The organism is Actimicrobium sp. CCI2.3 (assembly GCF_035019065.1).
GTDB lineage: Bacteria > Pseudomonadota > Gammaproteobacteria > Burkholderiales > Burkholderiaceae_D > Actimicrobium.
Genome location: NZ_JASJWR010000031.1, coordinates 22,834 through 35,146, shown reverse-complemented (window position 1 = coordinate 35,146; position 12,313 = coordinate 22,834). Strand labels below are relative to the sequence as shown.

The 12,313-nt window shown below is 57.8% G+C and carries 11 protein-coding genes; 7 read left to right on the top strand and 4 right to left on the bottom strand.

All coding sequences use genetic code 11. The annotated features are described in order from the left end of the window. Positions 1-34 precede the first annotated feature (34 nt). The 5 genes from QN370_RS16400 (at position 35) to speD (ending at position 3,623) form a co-directional block, all read left to right on the top strand. Positions 35-421, top strand: a complete 387-nt coding sequence (locus tag QN370_RS16400; protein ID WP_322127611.1) for a DUF350 domain-containing protein — start codon at positions 35-37, stop codon at positions 419-421. Positions 422-506: 85 nt separating this feature from the next. Further along, complete coding sequence (locus QN370_RS16395; RefSeq protein ID WP_322127612.1) at positions 507-1,559, top strand: SPFH domain-containing protein; 1,053 nt, start codon at positions 507-509, stop codon at positions 1,557-1,559. Between the two features lie 11 nt (positions 1,560-1,570). Next, positions 1,571-3,019 (top strand): DUF4178 domain-containing protein, encoded by a 1,449-nt coding sequence (locus tag QN370_RS16390; RefSeq protein ID WP_323581751.1) that lies wholly within the window; start codon positions 1,571-1,573, stop codon positions 3,017-3,019. Continuing rightward, on the top strand, positions 3,016-3,204 hold the full coding sequence (locus tag QN370_RS16385) for a hypothetical protein (protein ID WP_322127614.1): 189 nt from the start codon (positions 3,016-3,018) through the stop codon (positions 3,202-3,204). Before QN370_RS16390 ends, QN370_RS16385 begins: the two co-directional genes overlap by 4 nt. Then, positions 3,204-3,623: an adenosylmethionine decarboxylase gene (gene speD / locus QN370_RS16380; RefSeq protein WP_322127615.1), complete on the top strand. Its 420-nt coding sequence runs from the start codon at positions 3,204-3,206 to the stop codon at positions 3,621-3,623. The genes QN370_RS16385 and speD overlap by 1 nt, the downstream gene beginning before the upstream one ends. Positions 3,624-3,886: 263 nt before the next feature. Here speD and icmF read toward each other — a convergent pair whose 3' ends face one another. Then, entirely contained in the window at positions 3,887-7,165 is a 3,279-nt protein-coding gene (gene icmF, locus QN370_RS16375) for a fused isobutyryl-CoA mutase/GTPase IcmF (RefSeq protein ID WP_322127616.1), read from the bottom strand. 189 nt (positions 7,166-7,354) lie between these two features. On the opposite strand from icmF, the gene QN370_RS16370 reads away from it, so the two are divergent. Both QN370_RS16370 and QN370_RS16365 read left to right on the top strand, forming a co-directional pair. Then, positions 7,355-8,362 carry an AraC family transcriptional regulator gene (locus QN370_RS16370; RefSeq protein ID WP_322127617.1) on the top strand — a complete coding sequence of 336 codons (1,008 nt, stop codon included), beginning with the start codon at positions 7,355-7,357 and terminating at the stop codon, positions 8,360-8,362. Between the two features lie 70 nt (positions 8,363-8,432). Then, positions 8,433-8,804 carry a hypothetical protein gene (locus QN370_RS16365; RefSeq protein ID WP_322127618.1) on the top strand — a complete coding sequence of 124 codons (372 nt, stop codon included), beginning with the start codon at positions 8,433-8,435 and terminating at the stop codon, positions 8,802-8,804. A 37-nt stretch (positions 8,805-8,841) separates the two neighbouring features. Here QN370_RS16365 and QN370_RS16360 read toward each other — a convergent pair whose 3' ends face one another. The 3 genes from QN370_RS16360 to phaR form a co-directional block, all read right to left on the bottom strand. Next, the gene (locus tag QN370_RS16360; RefSeq protein WP_322127619.1) at positions 8,842-10,014 is read right to left on the bottom strand and encodes a cystathionine beta-lyase; all 1,173 of its coding nucleotides are present in this window, start codon (positions 10,012-10,014) and stop codon (positions 8,842-8,844) included. A 36-nt stretch (positions 10,015-10,050) separates the two neighbouring features. After that, positions 10,051-11,466, bottom strand: coding sequence for a 30S ribosomal protein S12 methylthiotransferase RimO (gene rimO, locus QN370_RS16355; RefSeq protein ID WP_322127620.1), 1,416 nt, complete (start codon positions 11,464-11,466; stop codon positions 10,051-10,053). Between the two features lie 86 nt (positions 11,467-11,552). Continuing rightward, positions 11,553-12,113: a polyhydroxyalkanoate synthesis repressor PhaR gene (gene phaR / locus QN370_RS16350; protein WP_322127621.1), complete on the bottom strand. Its 561-nt coding sequence runs from the start codon at positions 12,111-12,113 to the stop codon at positions 11,553-11,555. Positions 12,114-12,313: the final 200 nt, after the last annotated feature.

Genomic DNA, 12,313 nt, shown 5'->3' with positions numbered 1-12,313 from the left:
TTCCAACCCGGTAACCATAAGTTGCGAGAATGCCTTGTCCGCCATTGTCAACTATGTACTTCACCTGCTGCTGGCTAGTGGTTTGATCCTGGCTTTTTTCAGGGTCTATACCTACATCACGCCGTTTGACGAACTGCTGCTGATCCGTCAAGGCAATACGGCGGCCGCGCTATCTTTGGGCGGGTCGCTGCTTGGCTTCTCGCTGACGATAGCGTCGTGCCTCATCCATTCCTCGGACTATCGCCAGTTTGTCGCCTGGGCTGCGGGTGCCATGCTGGTGCAGGTTCTTGTCTATGCTGCTGCCACCCGGCTGTTGCGCATGTCGAAGGATCATATCGAGTCCGGCAATGCAGCATTCGGCGGTTTGATGGGGTCCATTTCTCTGTCCATCGGAGCGATCAATGCCGCCGCCATTTCCTGAATATTGCACTTTGTGGTAAGCAGCAAACGCGCTGTCCAGACTGCGCGCCCACTTGTCCCGCACAACTTTGAATCGAGGAAAAACCATGGGCATCGGCTCCTTTATCAAGAAACAATTCATTGATGTACTGCAGTGGAACGAAGAAACCGAGGGCGTGCTGGCCTGGCGTTATCCAATGCAGGATTTTGAGATCCAGAATGGCGGCATGCTCACCGTGCGCGAATCGCAGGTGGCGGTGTTCGTCAATGAGGGCCAGATTGCCGACGTGTTCGGACCGGGCAATCACAAGCTTGCTACCAACACGCTGCCAGTTCTGACCAACATCAAGAACTGGGACAAGCTGTTCGATTCGCCTTTCAAGTCGGATGTCTATTTTTTCAGTACACGGATTCAGACTGGCCGCAAGTGGGGCACCGTGCAGCCAATCACGATCCGTGACAAGGACTTTGACATGATTCGGGTGCGCGCTTTTGGCATGTACTCGTACCGGATCGCCGATCCGCGCAAATTCTTTACCGAGATCAGCGGCACCCGCGAAGCTTATACCCGCGACGAAGTGGAAGACCAGTTGCGCGGTATCACGATAGCCACCATGGCGACTTCGCTGGGCGGATCTAGCGTGCCGTTTCTCGACATGGCTGCCAACCAGACGCTGATGGCGCAACAGGTACGGGGCGATCTTGCCGCTGCTTTTGAAAAATACGGCCTGGGGCTGGACGAATTCAATGTCGGTAGCATCAGCCTGCCGGAAGAATTGCAGGCAGCACTCGACGAGCGCATCTCGGCCGGCATGAAGGCTGGTCTTGGTGCCGACAAGATGAGCGGCTTCACCAAATTCCAGGTTGCCAGCTCGATCCCGCTCGCCGCACAAAACGAAGGTGGTCTGGCTGGGCTCGGTGCCGGTCTGTCGTCGGGGATTGCGTTTGGCCAGGTGATGGCACAAGGCCTGACCGAAGCGGGGACGCCGCAACCGGTACCGCAATCCACACCGGTTGCACCTGCTTCACCCGCTGCGGCACCGGCAGAGTCGCTGGAAACACGCCTCGAAAAACTCAAGGGAATGCTGGACAAGGGTTTGATCTCCGCCACCGACTATGACGGTGCAAAAGCTGAGATTCTCAAGAAGCTGATCGGCTAGCGCACCCGCCAATGCAGACTGTTTCTTGCCCGAGTTGCGGCGCACAAGTCAATTTTCGCTCCCATGCTTCGGTAATGGCGGTCTGCGAATACTGTCAGACCACAGCCCTGAAGGATGCCGACTCGGTCAAGAATCTTGGCCGCATGTCGGACGTGCTGGAAGACTTTTCCCCGATCCAGATCGGCACTTCCGGCGTCTTTGGCGGTAACAGCTTTACCGTGATCGGACGCATCCAGTTACGCTATGCCGCCGGCATGTGGAACGAGTGGTATCTGATGTACGACGATGGCAAGGTGGCTTGGCTGGGCGACTCCTCTGGTCTGTACACGTTGACCACCGAAAATCCCGCTGATGACGCTTTGCCGACGTTTGCCGATATTGTGCCGGGACGCCAGTACACGGTCGCCAAGATCAGCTTCACCGCGGCAGAAGTGCGCGAGGCGCAATGCGTCGGGGGCCAGGGCGAATTGCCATTTCAGGTTGGCCAGGGCTGGCAGGCACAGGTTGCCGACTTCCGTAACGGCAGTTTTTTTCTGACACTCGATTATTCTGACATCGAGACCAAAGTCTATACGGGCCAGTCGGTGACGCTCGACCAGCTCAAGTGCCAGCTATTACGCGACGACGATCAGGTCAAGACCAGCGCCGGCAAGTTCAAGGGAAAAATCGATACGCTGAACTGCCCCTCCTGTGGCAGCAGCATCCGCTACCTGCCGGGTGTGACGGCACACATCATCTGCCCGAGCTGCCAGTCGCAGCTTGACGCAGCCAGCCCGAAGGCACAGGTGCTGGCTGCAGGCGACCGTCTGGAAAATGTGCGCACGACTCTGCAGCTGGGTGCGCAAGCAACGGTCAGTGGTGTCGAATTCACCCTGATCGGCGTGATGCGCCGCGCTGATGATGAACAGACCGTGTGGACCGAATATCTGATGCACAGTCCGCGCAGCGGGTTCTTTTGGCTGATCGAGACCAGTGACGGATGGGAGCGTGCCAATGTGAAGGAAAAATGGCCAAACTGGACCAACGGTGATACGGCGCTGCTCGACAAGGTCAACTACACCAAACTCTATGAATACCGGGCCACGGTATCGTTTGCGGCAGGTGCATTCAACTGGCGAGTGACTGCCGGCGATAAAACACGTGTAGTCGAATTTGAAAATGGCCAGAACAAGCTGACGGCCGAAATGACGGCACAGGAAATGACCTGGTCCCATTCGTCGCCAGTAGCCGCAGACCAGATCCGTGCGTGGTTCGGCAAGGATATCAAGGCGGACAAGGCAGATGACGGTGCCCCTTTGAAAAGCGGCACGACCCACAAGTTCATGCTGTGGATCCTGGCGCTGAACGCGATACCACTGCTCCTCAACTTCTGGGGTACGGTGTTCTACACGGCGCTGGCTCTGGCCGCGGTGTATTTTCCGGCCAGGTATTTGGAGTCGATCGACATGGCGGAAAAATGAACGTCAAATTCGTGGTTTATGCCGTGCTGGTGACCGCACTTTCGACGGGCGTCAGCTGGGCCAAGCTCATTGGCTCGGCGACCAGCAGTGATTCGGTTGGCAGTGCCGCTCGGGGCAGCGGCTGGAGCTCCAATACCGGCGGTAGGGGTGGTAGTTGGGGTGGTGGCAGCGGCGGCCATAAATAATGGGAAGCTCTTATCAACCTGCGGGCGCGCACTTGCTGGCTGATTTCTACGGCGTCGATGCAAGCAGGCTGGCAGATTGCACTGCCATCGAACTCTTGCTGTATGACGCTGCGCTGGCGGCCAATGCACGCATCGTGCACAGCCATTTTCATGCCTTTGGCGAAGGTAAAGGCGTGACCGGGGTACTCCTGCTGGCAGAATCACATATATCAATTCATACTTGGCCAGAGTTCGGCTTTGCTGCCGCCGACATTTTCATGTGCGGCAGTGCCACGCCCGAAGGCGCACTAGAAGTGATCCGCCAGGCGCTGGAACCGGTCTCTGTTAAGCTACAAATCGTTGCACGCGGCCAGGCCACAGATCCCATCATGGCAGAACAAGGCTCATTGAGAGCGAAGGCGCAATTTGATGACACATGACCGGAGCGCCTTGCTGGGTAAGCTCTTACGGGGCGTTGGTGAACTTCAAATGCGAGAAGGCCAGTAGTGAGCCGTGGCAGATATAAACCACTCAGCGGCCACGCCCAGCACCAAGCCAATGCTCCCACCAGCCAAGCCCAATAACGTACTTTCAGCCAGAATATCGTCGATCCCCGAATCAGTTCTTCATCGCTTAATACCGCTCTGTTGCTGCACACTTTCGCTGACAACAAAGCGGCACCAGGCCGGACGCGTTACCACCATCACATGCTGCGCCGATACTGCCCACCCACCTCGAACAACGCATCGGTAATCTGTCCAAGCGAGCAGACCCGCACCGCATCCATGAGCTTGTCAAACACGTTGCCGTCCTCGATCACCGCTTGCTGCAGCGCGGCCAGCATCGCGGGGGATTCGTCGGCGTGCAGTGCATGAAAGGCTGCCAGACGCGTGAGTTGCGACTGCTTTTCTTCATCGCTGGAGCGGGCCAGTTCGATGACTTGCGGCGTGTCGCTGGCCTTCGGATTGCGGAAGGTATTGACGCCGATGATGGGCAGCGTGCCATCGTGTTTCTGGTGCTCGTAGAGCATCGACTCTTCCTGGATCTTGCCGCGCTGGTAGCCGGTTTCCATTGCACCGAGCACGCCGCCGCGTTCGGCGATACGTTCAAACTCCTGCAGCACCGCTTCTTCGACCAGGTCGGTCAGTTCGTCGATGATGAAGCTGCCCTGATTCGGATTTTCGTTCTTGGCCAGACCCCACTCGCGGTTGATGATCAGCTGGATCGCCAGCGCACGGCGTACCGATTCGTCGGTGGGCGTGGTGATCGCTTCATCGTAGGCATTGGTGTGCAGCGAATTGCAGTTGTCGTAAATCGCGATCAGCGCTTGCAGCGTGGTGCGGATATCGTTGAAGTCGATTTCCTGCGCGTGCAGCGAGCGACCCGAGGTCTGGATGTGGTACTTGAGCTTTTGCGAACGCTCGTTGGCACCGTATTTCTCGCGCATCGCTACCGCCCAGATGCGCCGGGCAACGCGGCCCAGTACCGTGTATTCCGGGTCCATGCCATTGCTGAAGAAGAACGACAGGTTAGGCGAAAAATCATCAATCTTCATGCCGCGTGCCAGATAGGCTTCGACGAAAGTAAAGCCATTCGACAGTGTGAAGCCAAGCTGCGAAATCGGGTTCGCACCGGCTTCGGCAATGTGATAACCGGAGATCGATACCGAGTAAAAATTACGCACCAGATGCTGGACAAAATACTGCTGGATGTCGCCCATCACTTTCAACGAAAACTCGGTCGAAAAAATGCAGGTGTTCTGGCCCTGATCTTCCTTGAGGATGTCGGCCTGTACCGTTCCGCGCACATTCTGCAAGACCCATGCGCGAATGGTGGCGGCCTCGTCGGCTGTCGGCTCGCGCGATTTATCAGCGCGGAACTTGTCGAGTTGCTGGTCGATTGCCGTGTTCATGAACATCGCCAGGATCGATGGCGCAGGGCCGTTGATGGTCATCGAGACCGAGGTGGTCGGGTCGCATAATTCAAAGCCGCTGTAGAGCACTTTCATGTCGTCGAGGGTCGCAATCGAGACGCCCGAGTTACCGACCTTGCCGTAAATATCAGGCCGCACAGCCGGGTCGGCACCGTACAGCGTGACCGAATCGAAGGCAGTGGACAGGCGCTTTGCTGCCATTCCTTCGGACACCAGTTTGAAGCGGCGGTTGGTGCGGAAGGCATCGCCCTCCCCGGCGAACATGCGGGTCGGGTCTTCGTTTTCACGCTTGAACGGGAATACGCCGGCGGTGTACGGGAACGCACCCGGCACGTTTTCCAGCATCAGGAAACGCAGGATTTCACCATGATCTTCGTAGCGAGGCAGTGCCACCTTGCGGATCTTGGTCCCTGACAGCGTGGTTGCCACCAGGCGGGTGCGGATTTCCTTGTCGCGGATCTTGACGACAAAATCGTCACCGGCATAGGCGGCCTGCATCGCGGGCCAGCCAGCGAGCAATTGCCTGGCACCGGCATCGAGCTTGTTGTCCCGTTCGGTGATCAGGTCGTCCATGTCGACGACCTTGCCGGCTTCGGCCAGCATGCGTTTTGATTCCTGCAATTGCTGGCGTTCGCGCGCCAGCTTGACGTTCTTCGCGGTGAAGACATGATAGCCGCGCACCGTGTCGGCGATCTCGGCCAGATAGCGGCTGCGCGCCGGCGGCACGATGGCGTTCTTGCCCGATGAATGGCGCACGGCGACAACTGCCAGCTTGCCGGGTTTGACCGGCAAACCGCACTCGGCCAACCGTGGCAGCAAACCTTGATACAGCGCCGTGACGCCATCGTCATTGAAGCGTGATGCCTGCGTGCCGAACACCGGCATCTGCTCGACCTTCATGCTCCACAATTCGCGGTTGCGCTGATACTGTTTGGCGACATCGCGCAAGGCATCGAGCGACCCCTTGCGGTCAAACTTGTTGATCGTGACGAAGTCGGCAAAGTCGAGCATGTCGATTTTTTCGAGTTGCGACGCAGCGCCGAACTCTGGCGTCATCACATACATCGACAAGTCCACGTGTTCGACGATGGCCGCATCACCCTGGCCGATGCCGGAGGTTTCGACGATCACCAGATCAAATCCGGCGACCTTGCAGGCGGCGATGACATCGGGCAGCGCCTCCGAGATTTCGGACCCGGCGTCGCGGGTGGCCAGCGAACGCATGAACACGCGGCTCACACCGCTCCACGGACTGATCGCATTCATGCGGATGCGGTCACCGAGCAGCGCACCACCGGACTTGCGACGCGATGGATCAATCGAGATCACGGCGATGTTGAGCGCGTCATCCTGATCGAGCCGGATGCGGCGGATCAGCTCATCGGTCAGCGATGATTTACCCGCGCCGCCGGTGCCTGTGATGCCGAGCACCGGTACCTTGATCACATCTGCGGCGGTATGCAGTTCGGTTTTCAGCGTGGCGGTGACTTTGTCATTTTCCAGTGCGGTGATCAGTTGCGACAACGGACGCTGACGCTCGACCAGCGAGCCGTTTTCGAGTGGTGCCAGTGTCATCGGTGCATAGACCGACAGGTCACTGTCGCACGCCTGGATCATCGACAGAATCATGCCGACCAGACCGAGCCGCTGGCCGTCTTCGGGACTGAAAATGCGCGAGACGCCATACGCATGCAGGTCAGCGATTTCGGTCGGGACGATCACGCCGCCGCCGCCGCCAAAGACCTTGATGTGCGCACCGCCGCGCTCGCGCAGCAGGTCGATCATGTACTTGAAATATTCGACGTGGCCACCCTGATAGCTGGAGATCGCGATGCCTTGCACGTCTTCCTGCAACGCCGCGGTGACGATATCGTCGACCGAACGGTTGTGCCCCAGATGAATGACCTCGACCCCATTGGCCATCAGAATGCGGCGCATGATGTTGATCGACGCATCGTGACCATCGAACAGCGACGCGGCCGTGACGAAGCGCACCTTGTTGACGACTTTGTATTCGGTCAGTTTCTGGACATCGGAGAGATCGGTCATGGCGGGTCGCTTCACGGAAAAGATAAATGGGGACGAAAAATGGCACTCCCAGTATAGGAAGGTCGTTGGCCGATAGCCATACCAAAAAATAGCAAACTAATTGGTTGGAATGGTCAACCGGCCATGGCAGGCACGGTGCTTCGCGCTACACTCGCTGCTTGTTACTGACCGGTCACTCCAAACACTTCCATGGACAAAGGTAACGTCTCCATTTACTTCGTACGCTCGGCCCTTGAAGCGGTCATTGCGCGCGGCATTGATCCGGCTGCGCTGTTGCGCAAGGCCGGGATTGCGCCGGTGTTATTGCAGTCATCGCAGAGTCGCGTCACTGCACAGAATTTCAGCACCTTGTGGCGCGGCGTGGCGCTGGCCCTTGATGACGAACTGTTCAATCAGGACAGTCGACGCATGAAGCCGGGCACGTTTGCGATGCTCAGCCAGGGCCTGATCCACTGCCCGACACTGCGGTTGGCGCTGCTGCAGATGGTGCGCTTTTTCAATTTGATCCTCGATGATTTTCAGTGCGCGCTTGAAGTCGATCATCGCCATGCCCATCTGGTCATCCGCGAAACGGCAGGACGTGCGCCGCATGTGTTCGGCGTCGAGACACTGCTGATGATGCAGCATGGCGTCGCGTGCTGGCTGGTCGGACGGCGCATCGCGATCCGCTCGGCGACCTTCGCGTATCCGGAACCGTCCCGCAGCGCCGAATACCAGCGCATGTATAGCGAACAGCTGTGCTTCGATGCCGATGCGACGCGGCTCTCGTTCGAGCTGTCCCATCTGGATTTGCCGGTGGTCCAGAACCGTGACAGCCTGAAGGATTTTCTGCGTGGAGCACCGGCCAATATCGTCCTGAAATACAAGAACACCACCGGCCTGGCGGCGCAGATCCGGCGCCGGTTACGCACGGCAGCGCGCACCGAATGGCCGGATTTTGATGTAGTAGCCGACAGCCTGCACATGACACCGTCAACGCTGCGACGTCGGCTCGACGAAGAAGGCCAGACGTTTCAAACCATCAAGGATCAGCTGCGGCGCGACATGGCGGTCGACTTCCTGTGCCACACCGACCGGAGCATGGCCGACATCGCCGGCGATCTCGGTTTTGCCGAAGCCAGCGCGTTTCATCGGGCATTCAAGAAGTGGACGGGTGCCAGCCCGGGGCAATACCGCCAGCGTGTGCATGCGCACTGACGCCTTGAAGTTTGGCAGGCATGGCGGCATATCAGAAGTAACCGGCCATTCACACAGGAATTTCTAATCCATGTCACAAGATCTTTTGCTCGACCAGCCAACCCAATCCATCAAGGACCTCGCCTGGTGGCTCTATATTTTTCATGCACTCAGCCTGGTCTTTGCGCTCGGTGCATTCTCGTGGATTCCGCTGATCATCAGCTATCTCAAACGCGGCGATGCTGCCGGGACGTTTGTCTACAGCCACCATAGCTGGCAGATTTCATCGTTCTGGTGGTATCTGTTCTGGATCATCGCCGGCGGTTTGTGCTTCATCACCTTCATCGGGATTCCGCTGGCGTATCTGATCTGGTTTGGCGCGTGGATCTGGAAGGCGTATCGCCTGATCCGCGGCTTCATCGACCTCAATGACAATCGGGCTATGCCATCGATGCAGCGCTGATCCGGTCGCGGTAGCGATGCCGCTACCGCTTGCCAGCTCAGTTGCCGATGGCGTCCAGCGCATAGGCAATATCGGCGATCAGGTCGCGCGGATCTTCCAGCCCGATATTGAAGCGCACCAGTTGTCCGGTATGGGTCCAGTTTTTGCGCATGCCTGACATGCGGTACGGCACGCACAAACTGTTGCTACCACCCCAGCTAAAACCGATGCGGAACAACTGCAGGCTATCGACAAAACGGTCGGTCTGCGCTTCCGTGAAACGGTCATCAAAGATCACCGAGAACAGGCCACCGGCCCCGGTAAAGTCGCGCTGCCAATGCGCATGACCGGGACAATCTTCCAGCGCCGGATGCAGCACCGTCGCAATTTCCGGACGGCTTTTAAGCCAGCTAGCGACAGCGCGTGCGCCCACATCGTGCGCCTTGAAACGCAATGGCATGCTCGGCAAACTGCGCAGCACCAGATAGACATCATCCATCCCGACACCCATGCCCAGACGCATGTGCGCCAGGCCGAGCTGCTGCGCAAGCGCGGCATCACGCGTGAGCACGGCACCCATCAGCACGTCGGAGCCACCGGACTGATACTTGGTCAGCGCCTGCATGATGATGTCGACGCCATGCTCGAACGCACGGAAAGCGAGGCCGGCGGACCAGGTGTTATCGATCGCCACCAGCACGCCACGCGCATGGGCGGCGGCGCACAGCGCCGGAATATCCGGCACTTCCATCGTGATCGAGCCGGGTGCCTCGGTCCACAGCAAGCGTGTGTTGGACTGGATCAGCGCATCAATGTCGGCCCCGATCAGGGGATCGTAGAAGCGCACGCTGATGCCGTGGTCTTGCCCCAGCCACTGCGCCATGTCGCGGTTGGGACCGTAGACATTGTCGGGCAACAGCACGTCGTCGCCGCTTTTGAGCAGGCCGAGATTGATCAGCGCAATTGCCGCCAGCCCGCTCGGGGCCAGCAAACACTGATGGGCATCTTCGATTTCAGCCAGACGCGCTTCGAGCGTGAACGAAGTCGGCGTACCGTGCAGGCCGTAGGTGTATGAATTCTTGTGCTGCCAACTGCGCGAACGCATCGCCGCGACATCCTTGAAGACCACCGTTGATGCGTGATGGATAGGCACCGGAAAGGCATCGAAGCCGTCCGGTGCGGTGTAGTCACTGTGGCTCAATCGGGTTTGCAGCGTTGTTGGATGGGTCATCACTTGCTCTCCATGAACGGTTGGCAGAAAGGGAATTTACTGCGCTTCGCCCCACAGGTCATGCGCGTCGGAGGCAGTAATCTCGACCTCGACAAAATCGCCGACCTTGAGTTTGCGATGCGGTTCAAACGGTGGCTTGACGTAGACCACGCCATCGATTTCCGGCGCATCAGCCGACGAGCGCCCAACGCCGCCGCTGCCATCAAGCGCATCAATCAACACGCGCAGTGTCTTGCCGACCTTGGCTTTGAGGCGCTTGGTCGAAATCTGTTCCTGCAACAGCATGACGCGGCCACGACGTTCTTCGCGCAGTTCTTCCGGCACCGGATTGTCCAGTGCATTGGCGGTAGCGCCTTCGACTGGCGAGTAGGCGAAGCAACCCAATCGGTCAATTTCAGCTTCTTTCAGGAAGTCCAGCAGGTATTCAAATTCGGCTTCGGTCTCGCCGGGAAAGCCGGCAATGAAGGTCGAGCGGATCGTGATGTCGGGGCTCATCGCGCGCCAGGCCTGGATGCGTTCGATGTTTTTCTCGCCATTGGCGGGACGCTTCATGCGCTTGAGCACATCCGGATGGGCGTGCTGCAACGGCACGTCAAGGTATGGCAGTACATGGCCTTCGTTCATCAGCGGAATGATCGCATCGACATGCGGATACGGATAAACGTAGTGCAAGCGCACCCAGGCACCATACTGTTTAGCCAGTTCGCCCAGTGCTTCGACCAGTTGCGTCATGTGCGTCTTGACCGGACGGCCATTCCAGAAGCCCATGCGGAATTTGACATCGACCCCGTATGCGCTGGTGTCTTGCGAAATCACCAGCAACTCGCGCACGCCGGCCTTGAACAGGTTCTCGGCTTCGAGCATGACTTCGGCAATCGGGCGCGAGACGAGATCACCACGCATCGATGGAATGATGCAGAAACTGCAGCGATGGTTGCAGCCTTCCGAAATCTTCAGGTAGGCAAAATGTTTTGGGGTCAGCTTGACGCCTTGTGGCGGCACCAGATCGAGAAATGGCGCATGCGGTTTTGGCAGATGAATGTGAACCGCATCCATGACTTCACCGAGGGCATGCGGACCGGTCACGGCCAGCACTTTCGGATGGACTTTCAGGATGATGTCTTCACCGTTGGCATCCTTCTTTGCGCCCAGGCAACCGGTGACGATGACCTTGCCGTTTTCGTGCAGTGCCTCGCCGATCGCATCGAGCGACTCCTGTACCGCTGCATCGATGAAGCCACAGGTATTGACGATGACGAGGTCGGCACCATCGTAGGACTTGGCGGTCTCATAGCCTTCTGCGCGCAGTTGCGTGAGGATTTGTTCGGAATCGACCAGGGCTTTGGGACAGCCGAGCGAGACAAAACCGACTTTGGGAGCGATGGCAGGAAAGACTGCAATAGGAATGACTGCGGGAATGACTGCGGGAATGACGACGGATGGACTGGACATGAGATAGGCGCGTAAAAAAGAGCACAAAAAGCGAAGCCGCCATTGTACCCTTTGCGTCGCCCCGGATCGGGCGGGTTCTTGCCTGATTATTTCTTGTTCGACGGGTCCAGCGGATTGAACGGGAATGCACCGAACATCGATTTGGTCTGGTTCTGCATTTGCTCCTGCATCTGCACGAACAGGTTCTTGCTCTGCTCGATGTAGTTGCTGGTGATCCCCTGCATCATCGGTCCCTGGACATTCATGAACTGGGTCCACATCTCGGGACTGAACGGTTTGCCTTCGTACATGCCCTTGGAATTGGAAGTCAGCTGGTTCTGGATATCGATGAAGGCCTGGATATTTTTCTCCAGATAGTTGCCCATCATGCCCTGCATCGCGTGACCGTAATAGCGGATGATCTGCGACAGCGCTTCGCTGGAAAACATGGGCGAGCCGTTTGATTCCTCTTCGAGGATGATTTGCAGCAGGATGGCACGGGTCAGGTCGTCGCTGGTCTTGGCATCGACGACCATGAAGACTTCGTTCTCCAGCACCAGTTGCTTGACATCGACCAGCGTGATGTAGGAACTGGTTTGGGTGTCGTACAACCGACGGTTCGGATACTTCTTGATCAATCGATCTGCTGGTTTTTTAACGCTGTTCATAGACCATTCCACTTATTGCGTCGCAACGCATCTTCGTTAATCACTACCGAATTGAACGCTCGTTCTTTTCGAGCTCCGCCATTATAGAGTCAAACTAACCCGGCACTTCCGCATTTGCCGGGGTTCCTGCATTGCTGATGCGACCGTGCTCACCGCAGCAAATTGCGTTGAGCGAGCGATTGCACCAGGACGCTCACCGC